A 16,945-nucleotide genomic window follows, 5' to 3' on the forward strand; every position below is an offset into this window, starting at 1 on the left:
AATGGGAAAACTACTTAAGCTTGTGATACTGTGCATGTGCTTAATGACCGTTATTATTTTCGCTAGTAAAATTAGTTATGCATCAAAAAATAAAAGTGAATCAGTACAATCGATCGCATTAAAAGATTATCAATATAGTAAGGGAAGTTCTTCTGAAAATTTAAGTTTTGAAAAAATAACAACATCTCCATTTTCGTTACCAATCTATGAAACAATTCCAGCACAGCAAATTTTAAATAGCTCTGAATTTAAGAATTTACTATTACCAACAAATGAAAAGCTGTGGTTTATTATGAAGGGTGAGCAGCCAGAAGGACTAATTGTTGCGAATGATACTGAACCGATTCGAACGGGCGGAGAAAATAGAAGTAAAGATTTATATGGATTATATAAAGCAATAAAAAATAATACAAATGAAACAAAAGATATTAGTTATTTCGAATTTGAAGGGCAAGGAATATTGGTAGTAAATCAAAATAATGATCAAGAAATATACCTTAGTAAAGGTGCCGCTGCCATATTAAAACTTCCTGCTGGGCAAAAAGTATTGAGCACTGAAGTAATACAGAAAATGAAAGAGAGAATTGTAACTGGTTTTGAATAGTGGTAATGTCTGATTTTTTTTGTTTATACAAGGTTGAATAGGGAACAGGATCAATGGTAGCATTAGGGCATCTTTACTGTTTGAAACCTAATAGTGTATATAAAAAGGTTAGAGAAGTTAATTCTCTAACCTTTTTATATTAATGTCTGAAATTTAAAAAGTGATGGAGTAAACCAAATAATAAAAGTTTGTTTGCTCTTCTATTTTTATTTGCAATTTAAACTCGTTATATTCCGCTATCTATTGTACAACCTTTTTACATAGCTGAATTTTTTTATTTGAAAATAAGGGTGCATCTATAAAACCATAATGATAAACTAAAATACCTAATTCCACTCTAGAATTAATATGCCATTTTTCTTTAATATGATTAATTATCGTTGAAATTCTTCGAGGGGTAACATATATTTTTTTGGAAATTTCTGCATCCGTATATCCTTTTGCTACATAAATAGCCACTTCTAACTCTCTTTCGGTCAACATTCTTTTCATAAAATACGCTCCTTCGAAATTATTTATATAAATATCAAAAGAAACTATTAAAAGAAATAAAGGTGAAAAATCATATTTATTTTAATCCGGCTATTTGCGGGTAGTAAGACTCCCACCTCAAAATCTAGATGTGGCAAAGAAGTCGGACTCCCTGTAAACGCCTGCCTGGGATGGACTAATAATCAGTGGGGGTGAATAAAACGCACATTGATTATTGGTGAACCATATTTTAATAATTTCTCGTATTGTGGTACAAGTTTGTAAAAGAAACTATAAATCCATATAATTAGTAATTGTAACTATATCAATTTTACATTACATTAAAAGTTGGAAAATATTCTTATACTCATAAAGTGTTACATTTGAGGGAGGAAAGATGGAATTCTACAATCTTGGTATTATTATTAAAGAACTTAGAAAGAAAAAAAACATGTCACAATCTGAATTATGTCATGGAATATGTTCACAAAGTCAAATTAGTAAGATAGAAAAAGGTATTATTTATCCATCTAGCATATTGTTGTATCAATTATCTGAAAGACTTGGTATTGATCCAAATTATATATTCGCACTAACCAAAAATAAAAAAATAAAATATATTGAAAATGTAAAATGTGTAATGAGAGATTGTGTAAAACAAAAACAATATAATGAGCTTTACGAAATAGTAAAAAAAGAGAAAAATGATGATAATTTCCAATCAAAAGAAGATAAACAATTTCTATTATGGCATGAAGCGATTGCTATATATTATGTAAATGGAGCAACAAGTAATGCTTTTGACATTTTAAATAGAGCACTAAAACAAACCTTAAGTAGTACTCACTTTTTATCAGAAAAAGAAATAAGCATAATGAATTCAATTGCTATAATACATGCAGAAAATGAAGAGTATGAGAAAAGTATAAATATATTAAAACAAAGTTTAATTAATTTTAATAAGATAGAATTTCCTAGAGAAAAAGAAATCAAATTAAGACTCATTCATACGTTAACAAAATGTTTACACCTTGCAAATCAATATGAAGAAGCAATAAAGTATAGTGAAATAGGCATAAAATTAGCCATAAATATGAATACTTTATACTTATTAGGTGAATTGTTTTTTGAAAAAGGTGCAATTTTATTGAAAGTTCAGCACTCTAATGAAGTTGGTTTAACAGACGTAAAAAAAGCATTATTTATATTTGAACTAACTGAAAGAAAACAATATATAAAAATGATCAAGGAAAAATATATTAAAAATCAAGAATAAACAAGAAAGAATTTTAACATAAACTATTCCTAATTGTTATTTATTTCTAAAAAAAGTACTGTAATACGAACTATTCCTAATTGTTGTTTATTGCTAAAATGAATACCGTAATATTAGATAAATATAAAGGGTGGCATTTTATGAAATCAAGAGGAATTACTCGTAAAGCAGATAGTATGGGGCGTATTGTTATTCCAATGGAAATAAGACGGAGTTTAGGAATTGTAGAAAAAGATTCTCTTGAAATGTTTATAGAAGAGGATCAGATTATTTTACGAAAATATCAATCTCCAAGAGCTTGTGCACTTACAGGAGATATTTCAGACAGCAATATTTCGTTAGCGAATGGGAAGATTATTGTAAGTCCAAACGGGATGGAACTGTTAATAAAGAAGTTACAGCAATATCTTTTAAAGTAAAAGGTAAGTAAGAACTTTAAAATAGAATATACTTGGAAAAAGTCCTCTATCATTTAGGGGGCTTTTTTATTGTTATCAATAAAATTGAGGGGCCGTAGTTGGTTCAATGGAATACGAATTACCTTGTAAATAGTCTGACTATTTTTTATAAAAAAACTATTCATTTACATTTTTTGGTTTCGTGTTATATTTTTAGTGTTAACATAGTTGTATTGAAAATTCTGATTTTAAAATTAGGAAAACTTTAGAAAATGAAATACTCTTACTTGAATTGAAAATCATATAAACATAGTTTGAAAGTAAAGTATGAAAATAAATCAGATTTTTAAATTAAATTTGTCAATTCAATAGAGGTTCGTGGGGGAAATGTAACTAAGAAGAAATCTCTTATACTCCATGTTTTTTATTTGTAAATCGGTAATTCTAATAGCTCTGACGAAAAGTAAAGGAGTAAAAAAGAAGTGGATAGTTTGTTTAATAGAAGATAGGGTGTAAAAAATAAAACAACGGAGGTTTTATAATGAATAAAGGAATACTGCAGATTACAGAAATTGAAGAAATTACTATTCCGAATCTATTGAAGGATAAAATGAAGAATCTGATAGACAATGAATTAAAAACTCATAATCCTTATACTTGTGATCAAGAAATAGTAGCATATTTTTCAAAAGAGTGGCTTAATTGTTTGATTGACTATTCAAAGAAAACCCCGAATTCAGACATGAAAAATCTACTACATATGATAAAAATAGCGAATTGTGGTGGGAACGTACCGCCTATTCTTATTAAAAATACTCCATGTGATCCTATAGAAACACTATTACCTGGGGAAAATCGCAGAGGTTTTAATTATGGTGAAGACGAACACGATAGAATGAAAAAATATTTTTATGCAGAATGGGTCACCTGGCTTTTTGCCACACTTTTTAATTATGATGCTTTAATTCACCCATCCGAACATGCAGGGAAAAATAGATTTCATCTCATTTCCCCTTTAAATAACGATGAAGTTTTGCGAAATGTCGGTGCAAGCACCGGTGGCGGGAATTTTTATCAACATAACGATGCCACAGTGTATACAGATATGAAAGACCAGTCAGATATTGAAGCGAGATTGAATACATTCAATACAAATTTAGAAATTGTATCAAATAGACTTAATAAATCCGTGGAACGAATAGTGTCTGAAATTACTTGTGGCAAATTTACTAGAGTTGATGCTCTTTTATTAAAAGGAGTGTTAAATTTAAAAACTCAAACTCATATTGGAACCCCAAAATTACTTCAAAAGCATCTTGAAGAAAATCACTTCAGTAAAGATGACATATTGGCGATAAGTAAAATGCCTATTGCTCATATCGCAGGAATGGCTGATGGTGAAATATCGGGATTTGTAGGGGAAATAAACCAAATTATATTTTTAGATGATAATGGTGATATTATTGCAACTTGTTTAAATGGAGCAGAAAATAGATTGATTTATGTGGGAGAAAGTGAAGAAGAAAAATTGAAATTTGACATGTTTTTAGAACTCTTACGAACAACGCCTACTTATAAGGTTCCACTTACATCTGAAGATTTATTACTTATACCAAATTCTTACTATGGTAAACAAACAAATGTAACTCATGGTAGGGAAAGGTTATCTGAGGAAGAATATAAAATCCCGATTGGAAATAATAAATACGGAAGAAGAATTGTTTGCAGGCAATACGTTTCCAGCCGATTACGTGATCAGAAAGAAAGTTACTTTAAAGATTTAATTAACTAGTTTAAAGAGAGGAGGGCCGATGGGGAGGTTTGGGGTATAATAGCTCAAGTCTTCCCATATTCTTTGTATGGATTTTACTATTGAATTACTCATATTACTATTTTTAGTAGCTGTATTAGCAGGATGGGTAGACACGATTGCTGGAGGCGGTGGTATGATAACTATCCCGATAATGTTATTAGTAGGTATGTCTCCTTCTGTAGCGATAGCAACTAATAAACTGCAAGGGAGTAGCGGAACTCTCATGGCAACAGTGTTTTTTATTAAGAAGAAAGAGATTAATCTTAAAGAAATGCGTTTGTCCATCTTAATGACCTTTTTTGGATCAGTTTTGGGTGGATGGCTTGTTTTACAGATACGAGCAGAATATCTAATTATGATATTACCTTTTTTACTTGTTTTTATTGGGATTTATTTTCTATTATCTCCAAATATAGCAAACGAAGATCGACCGAGAAAAATAAGTATGTTGTTGTTTGCGTTAACAGTGTCTCCGTTATTGGGATTTTATGATGGTTTCTTCGGCCCAGGAACAGGTAGCTTGATTGCTTTAGCGTTCATTCTCTTATGTGGATATAGCGCTACACGGGCGACTGCAAATGCTAAGATTTTGAACTTTACAAGTAATTTCGCTGCTTTGTTGTATTTTATTATTTTTGGCCAAATCGATTGGACAATTGGATTGATTATGATGCTTGGTCAAATTATAGGATCATATATTGGGGCGAAGATGGTGCTTACAAAAGGGACGGCATTAATACGACCAATAGTGGTTATTGTTTGCTTTGTCATGGCAATTAAAATTTTTTTACAAAATATGAACTAAATGTAATCAATATATTATTTGTATCAAAGTTAAAGTGTTTTCATGTTCTTATTGCAGTATTACACTGTTTAAGATGTGTTCAAAATTACACAATTTGACTAGTGTAATGTATTGCGTTATGCTTTTTCTAGTATAAAAGAAAGGCTTGAAGATAATGATTCGTCGTTTGAGAAAGCTAAAAAATGTAGCAGTCGTAGTAAGCTTCTAAGTAAATAGCAATATATATAATACTTAGAAGCGAGGAATAAAGCTATGAAGTATCCATTATTTAATCATTGGTCAGAAACAAAGTATATAAAAGATATAGTAACAAATCCACTCATTGAAGTAGGAGAGTACTCCTATTATTCAGGCTATTATAGTCATCAAAATTTTGAAGATGGATGTGTAAGGTATTTGTGGGGAGATGCTAAGTCCCAAGCACTTTTCAATCCAATTGAACAGATGGGATGGCACCTTGATAAACTCATTATTGGGAATTATGTTTGCATTGCAAGTGGAGTAGTCATTTTAATGGGTGGTAACCATAATCATCACTCAGAATGGATTACAGTATATCCATTCGCTGAGCAAATTAAACAATCATATGAACCTAAGGGCAATACAGTCATTAAAAGTGATGCTTGGATTGGAATGAATGCTATAATAATGCCTGGCGTTACTATTGGTGAAGGTGCAATTGTTGCTGCAGGATCTGTAGTAAGTAAAGATGTTCCGCCGTATACAATAGTTGGTGGAAATCCTGCTAAGGAAATAAAGAAACGATTCACTGATACAGAAATAAACATGTTAATGGAAATGCGTTGGTTTGATTGGGATAGGAAATTGATTGAGAAGGCAATTCCGCTGTTATCTAGTCCATCCATCGAACCATTATTTACTTTTTATAAAAATGAAGTGAAAAATAAATAAATTAGTTAGAAAAACTACATCCAGTATAGGGTGTAGTTTTTTATTTTTTGTAAATGTGGAACAAATGTATTATTTAGATTGTCTATTAATTGTAATCCTAAAAAATATGAAAGTGTGAATCATTTTGAAAAATATAAGGGGATTAAAAATAAGGATATGTGTGGAAATACAAAGTATTAGCGCACCTAAAAGTGTCGGATGAGATGGTCTATATGAAAGCGATTCTAACGTTTTATATGTATATACAATTTGAGAACACTGTCTATTTTTTTTGCGGGATTATGTTAGAATAACGCTTTTTTTTAGTACAAAGAAATTGGAGGTAACTGAAGTGAAAGGTATGTTTTGCAAGAGAGTTATTGCAATAGTAACAGTGCTTACAATATTTTGTAGCATGGTCGTTACAATTGGAAAAGCAGCAGCGGAAACAGATCCTGCTATAGACGTTGAAGCAGGATCAGCAATTTTAATAGAAGCAAATTCCGGAAAAATTTTATATGAAAAAAATGCAGATGAATCATTGGCAATTGCTAGTATGACAAAAATGATGAGCGAATACTTAGTTCATGAAGCGGTGGATAAAGGAAAACTTAAATGGGATCAAAAAGTTAAAATCTCTGAATATGCACATAAGATTTCGCAAGATCGTTCACTATCAAATGTTCCATTAGAAAATGGTGGCTCTTATACGGTAAAAGAGTTATATGAGGCAATGGCAATTTACTCTGCAAATGGTGCAACAATTGCTTTAGTTGAACAGATTGCTGGTAAAGAGGTCAATTTTGTAAAAATGATGAACGATAAGTCAAAAGAGTTTGGTATGAAAGACTATAAGTTTGTAAACTCTACCGGCTTAACAAATCAAGATTTAAAAGGATATCATCTAGAAGGGACAACTCTAGAAGAGAAAAATAAAATGTCTGCAAGGGATTGTGCAATTTTAGCACAACGTCTTATTCAAGATTTTCCCCAAATATTAAATACAGCAAAAATTCCTAAAAAAACATTCCAAGAGGGTGGTAAATATCCAATTGATATGGCGAACTTTAATTGGATGTTAAAAGGCTTAATTAAGCAATATGAAGGTGTAGATGGTTTGAAAACAGGAACGACTCCAGAAGCGGGAGATTGTTTCACTGGTACAGTAGAAAGAAATGGTATGCGCCTAATTTCTGTAGTGATAAAAGCAAAATCTCATACGGCACGTTTTGATGAAACAAAGAAATTATACGATTATGGATTTGCGAATTTTGAAGTGAAGAATGTCTATGGAAAAGATTTAGTAGTAAAAGGGCATGAAACAGTTCGAGTAGCAAATGCAAAAGAAAAAGATGTAGTAGTTCAAATGAAACAAGTTGTTTCGCTTCCAATGCCGAAGGGCAACAAAGACATTTATAAAAAAGAATTTAAAGTATCGAATACGGAACAAGAAGCGCCTATTAAAAAAGGTGTAACAATTAGTAAAATGATTATCTCGTCTAAAGATAATACAGATCCTGGGTTCTTATCAGGTAATTCATTACAAATAGACCTTGTAACAAAATCTGATGTGGAACAAGCAAATTGGCTTACACGTTTTATACGTAAAACAGGATCTTTTTTTAGTGGTATGTGGGATAGTGCGATTGATATAGTAAAAAGCTAATTTTATAGGATACAACTAAATGTTTCACTTTATAAAAATTTAATAAAATCTTTTCTTTGTATTAAATATTTTGTTTTAAATTATGTATATAAAGAAATGGAGGTCAAATTAACTTTGTACTGCTTATATTAGGAATTTAAAGAAAGAATATGTACAATTCTCCCACTACATTCTTATAGTGGCCTTTATGAACAGCAAAATTTACAATTTACAAGGAGAACATTTTATGAGTAAGAGAATAAAAGAATTAGATTCCATACGAGGGTTAGCGGCACTTACTGTGGTATTTGGACATTTTTGTTTAATGCTACCATCGTTGCCTAATTCTATTAAATTTTCCCCGCTTAGGTTTTTATGGGCGGGTGGGGAAGCTGTTATCGTTTTTTATGTACTAAGTGGTTTTGTGTTATCTATGGCACTTTATCATTCAAAAACAAATTATTGGGGATATTTAATTAAGAGATTTGTAAGAATCTATATTCCTTATTATTTTTGGATAATCGTTACCTTTGTTTTATTTATTTTATTTTCGTCGTATGAAGTGGTAGGACTACGGGATTGGTTCTATGATAGGTGGCAAGGGTCTATAACAAAATTAGATATTTTAAACCACTTTGTGCTTCTTAATAACTTTTTTACGGAAAATTATAATCCAGTTATTTGGTCATTGGCTCAAGAAATGCGTATATCTATTGTGTTTCCTTTGTTATTCCTTCTTTTTTATAAACTGAATTGGAAGAAAACGATACTATTTGCTTTGAGCTTTTCTTTAATTAGTGTTGTTCTTAATATGTTGCATATTGGGAAAGCTGAAGGATTTTATAATGGTTATGCTGATACACTGCATTTTACATCTATGTTTATGGTTGGAATGTTACTTTTTAAGTATCAGGAAAAACTTATCTACTCATATAGGAATATGAAAAAAATTAAAAAAGGATTTCTTATTGCATTAGGGGTTATTCTATATTTATATTCCATTTTAATTTATGGTTTTTCCCGTAATGATACAACTTTCTTATTAAAAGATTGGGGTGTCGTAATGGGGGTTAGTATATTTATTATAATGGCTATGAGTAACCTAAAAGTAAAAGTATTTTTAAATAAGAGTGTATTTGTATACTTAGGAGAAATTTCATACAGTATCTATTTGTGTCATTTTCCAATCATGATGATACTATTTAAACTATTGTATACAAAGATACCTATCTTTTTCCTTCTTACTTTGTGCATTGCAATGACAATACTTTTTTCTATAGTTTCGTATCATTTAATCGAAAAGAAATGTATCAACTGGGCAAAACAAAGAACAACAAATTTTTTGAAAAAAAGTATAATTCCTAGCGGGATTTTATTTCTTTAGTAAATATACGAATATGACCGATTCCTTAGTATACTTGGGAATCGGTCAATTTTGGATTCTAAATGTAAATATAGTAAAGTCGAATATAATTGAAATCGAAAAACACTTAGAAATAACAATTACGCTGTGAGCTATTGTATAGTATAGATATGTTTAAAAATAAAGGGGGAATACATATGTGGAAGCGATTTGTAGCAATTGGTGATAGTTTTACAGAGGGGATAGGGGATGAAGTTGAGGGAATTGCATTAAAAAGCTGGGTAGATCATTTTGTTCAACTGTGTGAAAACGATATAGAATATGCCAATTTTGCAAAGCGTGGGTTAGTAACTAAAGAAATTCGCTCGCAGCAATTGGAAAAGGCGTTAACTTTTAATCCAGATTTGGTTAGTCTCATTGCAGGGGCAAACGATGTTTTAAAAGGACGTTGGAATCATGATGCATATAAGAATGATATGGAATTTATGATAGATACATTAAGTAAAGCAGGGGCTGATATTATTATAGCAAACCTTCCAGATTTTACAGTTAGGCTTCCTTTTGCTTCTGAAAAAAAACAAGTAATAAAAGAACAATTATTAGAGGCAAATGAAGTTATACATTCACTGAGCAGAGAGTATAAGCTTCATCATGTTGATTTTTGGAATCATCATTTAGTTAATGACAATACGCTTTGGTCTAAGGATTTAATTCATCCAAACTCAAAAGGATATGTAAAAGTTGCGGAATTGATTTTTAGTAGTTTGCCTGTACAGAAGACAAAATAATAGTTTGCAATGTAACGAATATGATATTAAGTGTATGAAGCTATGTTTTTTAGTAAATGGAAAGAACTAAACATTTAGCAAACAAAGCGTTTCTACGATATATTTCTACAGTAGTGCACAAATACAGAATCACAAAGCAAGATCACTTATGGAAATAGGTGGTCTTTAAATGTTTTTATAACTAAATTAGTATATGCTGTATTACTAACAGTTTCGTACTACATAAAAATTAAGTTCTCTTATAGAAAAACTGATTTTATATTATCTTAAAATATAATAACATGTTCAAATGATATTTTGGGTATGTATCTTAATTGTGAATGATGTGTAATTTTTTTGAAGTATAAATATCCAATAAATAAAATAGGTAGTAGGTGCAGAAGTATTAATACTATATTATTTAATTCTTGTTATGAGTACATTAGTGATTGGTAATATTATATTTTTATTATCAACTTTAGTTATTGGAATTAATTTGCATAGAAAATATGTAGGATAAGAAAAAATAAATATACTTTATTGTATATTTATTTTTTTGTTTAGTAGGATTAATAGTTTCTATAAACTATTATATTAATAAAATTAAAAAACTTAATTCTTGATATCCTTATGGCTAAAGCCATCTATAAAATGACAATATAACTAAATAATTGTTTGGTATGATTTGTGGATTTAGCTTTTTATCCGAATTTTCTGATTCAAATATTTCAACTTTATGAATATAGTAGGTGAAATATTTGTGTGATAGTATTTGAGATAGAAAAAAGCCAACTTTAAAAAGGATGTGAATTGAATGTGCAAACAACTGTAAAGGGTTATATTAAGGCAACGTTTAGCTGTTATTAGTGTAAGGTAAAGATATATTTTGTAACAGTTGATATAAAAATGAAGAAATAGGTACGTTTTTGTTTGTCTGACTATTTTAAATATATGAAAAACAAGACTGGTTTGAGTTTTGACGAAGTTAAATTCTAGGTGAGATTTCAATAATGATTAATTAGGTTTAATAAAGAGGTACCTTATACGCAAAAGCGTTTATATTAGTAACCTAAGGAGCTTGCTTTTATGAAAACTACTGATTCAAAAGGCCTATTAGGAAATAGGGTTTATTTACAAGTTTTCTCTGCCTATTCATTGCTTATGCTTGGTGTTTTTATTGATATGTTAGCGATTATGACTATAGTTGGGTTTGAATGGGAAGTAGATCCTACTATGATTGGATTGATTCCTGTTGCATATGCACTTCCTGGAATTATTTTTGGCTCATGGGCAGGTGTTATTGCAGATCGTTTTAGAAAAATTCCAATTATGATGTTCTGTAATCTAATGGTTGGTCTAATAACAATTGCTCTTTTATTTGTACAAGATATCCACTGGCTCTTAGTGGCATTAATGATTCGTTCCATTTTTATTGTTTTCTATTATCCTGCACAGCAAACACTAACAAGACAGATTGTATCCCCGGACTTGCTTACTAAAGCAGTAAGTATCAACGGAATAGTAGAGCAGGGTACAAAGATAGTAGGCCCACTTATAGGGGGCATGTTGTTGAGCTGGTTTCAACCAGAGTTCTGCCTCATTATAAGAGCTATAAGTTGTTTATTAGCTACTTTAGTTTTGATACCCACAATAAAATTTAAAGAAACTATATCGAAAAAATTTGTTGAAAAGCAAAAACAAAGTACTTGGACCGCTTGGGTACAAGGGTGGGGTTATGTGTTATCTAATCGGATAATATTATCAACCATGATTTTCGTTACAATAGCCATGGCGGTATTACAATTAGTAGACTCACAATTCCCAACTTTATTTAAGAGCTTATTCCCACATGATAAAAGTAAAATGGGATATATCATTTCTATTATTGGTCTTGGCGGAATACTTGGTGCATTACTAACTCAGAAATTAAAACAATTTCAATATGGCTGGGTAGTATGCGGAGGTATGGTTTTAATGGGAATTGGTTTTGGGGGGATTGGTTTGATAACGCCCGGTACGGTCTTCGTTTTAGCCTATTTAATTAGTTTTATCGCTGGTATCGGAAGTGGGCTGATGCTTGTATCTAATCAAGTCATTTTACAAATAGAATCGGATCAAGATCAAGTAGGAAGAGTATTTGGTATACAAAGCAGTTTAACAAACGCAGTTCTAATTATTTCTCCTGCTATGAGTGGTCCATTAGTGCATTTGTTTGGAGTAACTCAACTCTATGTTTATGGAGGGATTGGGCTTGTTATTATTGGAGTAATTGGAGTTTCACTGCAGAAATATTTATGGGCTAAACATAAACACGAACCTATAAGAGCAAATAATTTTTGAAGGGAAGATTTTTATGACCAATGAGGAATGTTATCCATTAAGCCATCCGCAGCGAAGAATATGGTATACAGAAGTTATTCATTCTGATAAAGGAATATGTAATTTAAGATTTTTATTTAAACTTCATCGGAAAATGAATTATTCAAAATTAAACCAAGTTGTGAATCGCGTTATCAGTGAAAATGACGGTCTGTGCATTAGGTTAAAAGAAAATGAGCATCAGGAACCGAAACAATATTTTATTAAACATGAAGAACAAGAATTTGAGTTTTTTGATTTCAGTAATGTGGAGAATACAAATTTGCTTGAGGAATGGATTGAGCAGAAAACAAAAGAAACGTTTACATTATTTAATTCAAATTTATACTATTTCGCTTTAATAAAATTAAACGATGATGAATGTGCAGTCTTTGGAAATGTTCATCATATTATTATGGATGGTTTATCAATTCAAATATTTACTGAGCAGATTGCAAAATATTATTATGACATGCATAACGAGAATGAGGAAGGCGAAATTAAAAATTCATATGTTCAATTTCTGACTAATGAACAAACATATTTGAATAGTAGTCGTTTTCAAAAAGATCAAAAATTCTGGTTAGAGGAATTTAAAACACTGCCATCTGCGACTGGATTGAAGCCTTATAATACGTACCAAGTTAGTACCAAAGCATCACGTGAGACGTTTATATTAACGGAGCATTTGAAGAGAAAGATAGAAAAAATTTCTGAAGATTACAAAATTAGTTTATACACTTTTTTTGTTGCTGCTTTCTCGTTGTCCATGTATCGGTGGACCTCATCGCTTGATATTGGTTTAGGAATGGCTTACGGCAATCGTATGACTAAAATGGAGCGAAAATTGATTGGAATGATGGTGAGTACAGTTCCTTTAAGAATGGATATTGATCCGGAAGAAGAAGTACTTTCATTTATTAGTAGGGTATCCAGAAAACAAAGCAAATTATTGAGACACCAGAAATATCCATTTGATTTGTTATTAAAGCAGATTAATAAAGAGAATAATAGTAATGTGAGACTTTTCGGAACTACGATTGATTATAGGGATCGTGATGAAAGTGGTGACTCACTATGGATTCCAAACCATGAAGAGGTGCAAGATTTTGCAGTGCATATTGAAAATCTAATTGATATTGACTCTTTACATGTACATATTGATTATCGTGAGGAGCTATTTTCTAAGGAAGAGATAAAACGTTTTTTTAACGTGATGTTAGCGATAATGGAAAACACTTTTGAAAAACCAAAGCAGAAGGTAGCTGAAATCGAAATCATTTCTGATGAAGATAAAAGAAGAAGTTTAGTTGAGTTCAACAATCCTAAGCTGGATGTCCCATCTCAAGTAACTATTCATGAAATGTTCGAACGGCAAGCGATGATTTATCCAAATGCTATTGCAGTTACGTATGAAAAAGAAAAAATTACTTATAAGGAGCTTAATGAACGTGCAAACCAGTTAGCTCATTATCTGCAGAAAAAAGGAGTAGGACCTGATACTTTAGTTGGACTGTGCGTTGAACGTTCCCACGAGATGATTGTAGGTATTTTAGGGATTTTGAAGGCTGGTGGGGCTTATGTCCCACTTGATCCAACATATCCAGAGCAACGACTTCAATATATTTTAGAAGATGCTAGCATTCAGTTATTCGTAACGCAAGAAAGTTTAAAAGAATTGAACTGGTTACCAGAAAATGTTGAGTCGATTTGCCTGGATCGTGATCAAGATGAGATTTGGAAAGAAAGTAAGACTTTGCCGGTTTCTAGTGTCGGTCCCCAAAATCTGGCATATGTAATCTATACTTCGGGATCAACGGGAAATCCAAAGGGCGTTATGATAGAGCATCACAATGTCATTCGGTTATTTAAATCGACGGATTGTTGGTATCAGTTTAATGAAAAAGATACTTGGACGCTTTTTCATTCGTATGCATTTGATTTCTCAGTATGGGAAATTTGGGGAGCGTTATTATATGGTGGGAAATTAGTTGTTGTTCCGTACTGGATTAGTCGATCACCTAAGGATTTTTATCAATTATTGGTGGAGGAAGAAGTCACAGTTCTAAATCAGACACCTTCCGCATTTCGACAATTAATACAAGTGTGTGAACAAGAAGATAAGAATAAAAATTTGCAGCTGCGTTATGTCATATTTGGCGGAGAAGCGTTAGAACCTACTAGCTTGTTACCGTGGTTTCAAAGGTATGGGGAGAAAAACCCACAGTTAATTAATATGTATGGAATTACAGAAACCACAGTTCATGTTACATATTATCCAATTACTTTAGATGATGTGCAGCATGCTTCAAGAAGTAATATTGGAAAGCGGATTCCCGATTTAGAAGTGTATATACTAGACGCTTATCAACAACCTGTTCCTATAGGTGTTGATGGTGAACTTTATATTGGCGGGGCGGGGCTTGCACGTGGGTATTTAAATAGACCTGAATTAACAGCAGAGCGTTTTATATCTCATCCATTTAGTAGTGATCTGAAAGCAAGATTATACCGGACAGGAGACTTAGCGAGGTATTTGCCAGATGGGAATCTAGATTATCGTGGAAGAATTGATCATCAGGTTAAAATACGTGGTTTCCGAATTGAGATTGGGGAAATTGAGTCTACTTTACATACATATGCATATGTAAAAGAGGCAGTTGTAATTGTAAGAGAAGATCAGCCAGGCGATAAACGATTAGTAGCATATGTTGTAGGAGATGGAAATGTAGATGCGTGGAGAGAGTATCTTAAAGCGAAACTACCAAGTTATATGGTTCCTTCGGGATTTGTGGCGATGGAAGCTATTCCACTTACAGCTAACGGTAAAGTTGATCGTGAGGCCTTACCTATGCCGGAGGAAAAGCAGATTAATAGTGAATGTGTTGGCCCTCGGAATAGTAACGAACAGATACTAACTACCATTTGGAAGAGAGTATTAGGTGTTAAAAAGGTGGGAATCTATGATAATTTCTTTGAAATTGGTGGCGACTCGATTCTCAGTATTCAAATCATATCTCAAGCAAGTCAAGTGGGGTTAAAACTTACTCCAAAGCAAATGTTTGAATGCCCAACTATCGCTGAGCTGGCACAAGTGGCTATAGAAACGCAGGGAGTACAAGCGGAGCAGGGAATTGTGATAGGTGATGTGCCTCTTACTCCAATTCAGTGCTGGTTCTTCGAGCAAGAACATGCACATCCAGAGCATTGGAATCAATCAATGCTTTTAAGAGTAAAAGAAAGATTGGATGTGAAGTTACTAGAGGGAGCGATATTAAATTTACTGAAACATCATGATGCTTTACGTTTCCGGTACGAACAGTTACCAAACGGAACGTGGAGGCAGAGAAATGAAGGGACTGATGAGCTGTCAGTACTCCATGTTGTAAAACGGAATCAAGTTAATGAAAAAGAGTGGAATAAAATAATACAAGAAGAGATGAACATTAATCAAGCTAGTTTCAATTTAATTACTGGTCCGTTAATGAAAGTAGTGTACTTTGAAGATAACTTGACTGAAAATGATCGAATATTCTGGGTGATACATCATTTAGTAGTAGATGGAGTGTCATGGAGGATTCTATTGGAAGATTTACAGGTGGTATATAACCAGATGAAACAAGGTCAAGAAATTCGCTTACCTGCGAAAAGTACATCTTTTAAAGAGTGGTCTGAACGACTCCAGACGTACAGTAATTCGGGTATTTTAAAAGAAATACAAAATTATTGGAATGAACAAGTAGAAAAAGAAACGATGAAAATTCCAATGGACTATCCAATACAAGAAACGACAGAAGAATCGATTGATCAAGTAACGAGGACTTTAGGAATAGAAGAAACACAAGCATTGTTTCACGAAGTTCTAGTCACTCATAAGACAAGGATTGATGAGGTACTATTAACGGCATTAGGACAAGCTATCGTCGATTGTACAAATCAGCAAACCGTTTCTATTCATCTAGAAGGACACGGAAGAGAAGAGATGATTGAAGGTATTGATTTATCAAGGACAGTGGGCTGGTTCACGAGTATTTATCCCGTTCATCTCAATTTTCAAGGAACTCAGACACCTATTGAAGGGTTAAAGGCAGTCAAAGAGCAATTGCGTCGAATCCCAAATCGCGGAGTTGACTATGGTATTTTACGTTACTTGAATAAAGGATTACTTCCGTTTTATCAGCAAAAGCCTTCAATAAGCTTTAACTATTTGGGCCAATTTGATCAGGTGTTTTCAAGGGACTCTTTGTTTATGCAAGAGACAGGATTTACATTTTTAGATCATGCTCCAGATTCCAAACCATCTCATCTAATTGATGTTATCGGAATGGTGAAAGATGAAAAGTTACATTTTATTTGGATGTATAGTAGGGAACAGTTTTCTAAATTAAAAATTCAAGTGATAGCAGATGGTATGTTGAGGCATCTTCGTCAACTTATAAATAAACCAACAACAGAGTCTGCTTTTACGGTATCAGATTTTGCTGATGCAGAGGATCTTACGGAAGAAAGCTTGAGCAAAGTATTACTTAAATTAACAAAGAAGAGGGTGTAAAA

General features: G+C 32.1%; 12 protein-coding genes. 11 read left to right on the forward strand and 1 reads right to left on the reverse strand.

What is annotated here, in order from left to right; all coding sequences use genetic code 11:
* Window position 1 precedes the first annotated feature (1 nt).
* Window positions 2-604: a hypothetical protein gene (locus tag ACTFRY_RS16115; RefSeq protein WP_440032362.1), complete on the forward strand. Its 603-nt coding sequence runs from the start codon at window positions 2-4 to the stop codon at window positions 602-604.
* A gap of 240 nt (window positions 605-844) precedes the next feature.
* On the opposite strand, the gene ACTFRY_RS16120 is transcribed toward ACTFRY_RS16115, so the two are convergent.
* Complete coding sequence (locus ACTFRY_RS16120) at window positions 845-1,096, reverse strand: response regulator transcription factor (RefSeq protein WP_000827560.1); 252 nt, start codon at window positions 1,094-1,096, stop codon at window positions 845-847.
* A gap of 376 nt (window positions 1,097-1,472) precedes the next feature.
* Here ACTFRY_RS16120 and ACTFRY_RS16125 point away from each other — a divergent pair, with 376 nt between their 5' ends.
* The 10 genes from ACTFRY_RS16125 to ACTFRY_RS16170 all read left to right on the forward strand — a co-directional run bounded on the left by ACTFRY_RS16125 (window position 1,473) and on the right by ACTFRY_RS16170 (window position 16,943).
* Entirely contained in the window at window positions 1,473-2,351 is an 879-nt protein-coding gene (locus ACTFRY_RS16125) for a helix-turn-helix domain-containing protein (protein ID WP_098616542.1), read from the forward strand.
* A 140-nt stretch (window positions 2,352-2,491) separates the two neighbouring features.
* A complete protein-coding gene (locus ACTFRY_RS16130) occupies window positions 2,492-2,770 on the forward strand; it encodes an AbrB/MazE/SpoVT family DNA-binding domain-containing protein (RefSeq protein ID WP_000842216.1) in 279 nt (92 codons plus the stop codon).
* Between the two features lie 520 nt (window positions 2,771-3,290).
* On the forward strand, window positions 3,291-4,541 hold the full coding sequence (locus ACTFRY_RS16135; RefSeq protein ID WP_098616543.1) for a hypothetical protein: 1,251 nt from the start codon (window positions 3,291-3,293) through the stop codon (window positions 4,539-4,541).
* A gap of 67 nt (window positions 4,542-4,608) precedes the next feature.
* Entirely contained in the window at window positions 4,609-5,367 is a 759-nt protein-coding gene (locus ACTFRY_RS16140; protein ID WP_098616544.1) for a TSUP family transporter, read from the forward strand.
* Between the two features lie 252 nt (window positions 5,368-5,619).
* A complete protein-coding gene (locus ACTFRY_RS16145) occupies window positions 5,620-6,279 on the forward strand; it encodes a CatB-related O-acetyltransferase (protein ID WP_000876939.1) in 660 nt (219 codons plus the stop codon).
* A gap of 331 nt (window positions 6,280-6,610) precedes the next feature.
* On the forward strand, window positions 6,611-7,924 hold the full coding sequence (locus ACTFRY_RS16150) for a D-alanyl-D-alanine carboxypeptidase family protein (protein ID WP_098616545.1): 1,314 nt from the start codon (window positions 6,611-6,613) through the stop codon (window positions 7,922-7,924).
* 187 nt (window positions 7,925-8,111) lie between these two features.
* Entirely contained in the window at window positions 8,112-9,287 is a 1,176-nt protein-coding gene (locus ACTFRY_RS16155; protein WP_001999762.1) for an acyltransferase family protein, read from the forward strand.
* 176 nt (window positions 9,288-9,463) lie between these two features.
* A complete protein-coding gene (locus tag ACTFRY_RS16160; protein WP_000265884.1) occupies window positions 9,464-10,054 on the forward strand; it encodes an SGNH/GDSL hydrolase family protein in 591 nt (196 codons plus the stop codon).
* 1,065 nt (window positions 10,055-11,119) lie between these two features.
* Entirely contained in the window at window positions 11,120-12,373 is a 1,254-nt protein-coding gene (locus tag ACTFRY_RS16165) for an MFS transporter (protein ID WP_016117929.1), read from the forward strand.
* Between the two features lie 13 nt (window positions 12,374-12,386).
* A complete protein-coding gene (locus ACTFRY_RS16170; protein WP_098616546.1) occupies window positions 12,387-16,943 on the forward strand; it encodes a non-ribosomal peptide synthetase in 4,557 nt (1,518 codons plus the stop codon).
* The last annotated feature ends 2 nt before the right edge of the window (window positions 16,944-16,945 follow it).

Source organism: Bacillus cereus group sp. MYBK195-1 (assembly GCF_051916605.1).
Classification (GTDB): domain Bacteria; phylum Bacillota; class Bacilli; order Bacillales; family Bacillaceae_G; genus Bacillus_A; species Bacillus_A cereus.

Coding starts and splice junctions, on each gene's coding strand:
- ACTFRY_RS16115 (WP_440032362.1), top strand. CDS start 2: ATGGGAAAACTACTTAAGCTTGTGATACTGTGCATGTGCTTAATGACC.
- ACTFRY_RS16120 (WP_000827560.1), bottom strand. CDS start 1,096: ATGAAAAGAATGTTGACCGAAAGAGAGTTAGAAGTGGCTATTTATGTA.
- ACTFRY_RS16125 (WP_098616542.1), top strand. CDS start 1,473: ATGGAATTCTACAATCTTGGTATTATTATTAAAGAACTTAGAAAGAAA.
- ACTFRY_RS16130 (WP_000842216.1), top strand. CDS start 2,492: ATGAAATCAAGAGGAATTACTCGTAAAGCAGATAGTATGGGGCGTATT.
- ACTFRY_RS16135 (WP_098616543.1), top strand. CDS start 3,291: ATGAATAAAGGAATACTGCAGATTACAGAAATTGAAGAAATTACTATT.
- ACTFRY_RS16140 (WP_098616544.1), top strand. CDS start 4,609: ATGGATTTTACTATTGAATTACTCATATTACTATTTTTAGTAGCTGTA.
- ACTFRY_RS16145 (WP_000876939.1), top strand. CDS start 5,620: ATGAAGTATCCATTATTTAATCATTGGTCAGAAACAAAGTATATAAAA.
- ACTFRY_RS16155 (WP_001999762.1), top strand. CDS start 8,112: ATGAACAGCAAAATTTACAATTTACAAGGAGAACATTTTATGAGTAAG.
- ACTFRY_RS16160 (WP_000265884.1), top strand. CDS start 9,464: ATGTGGAAGCGATTTGTAGCAATTGGTGATAGTTTTACAGAGGGGATA.
- ACTFRY_RS16165 (WP_016117929.1), top strand. CDS start 11,120: ATGAAAACTACTGATTCAAAAGGCCTATTAGGAAATAGGGTTTATTTA.
- ACTFRY_RS16170 (WP_098616546.1), top strand. CDS start 12,387: ATGACCAATGAGGAATGTTATCCATTAAGCCATCCGCAGCGAAGAATA.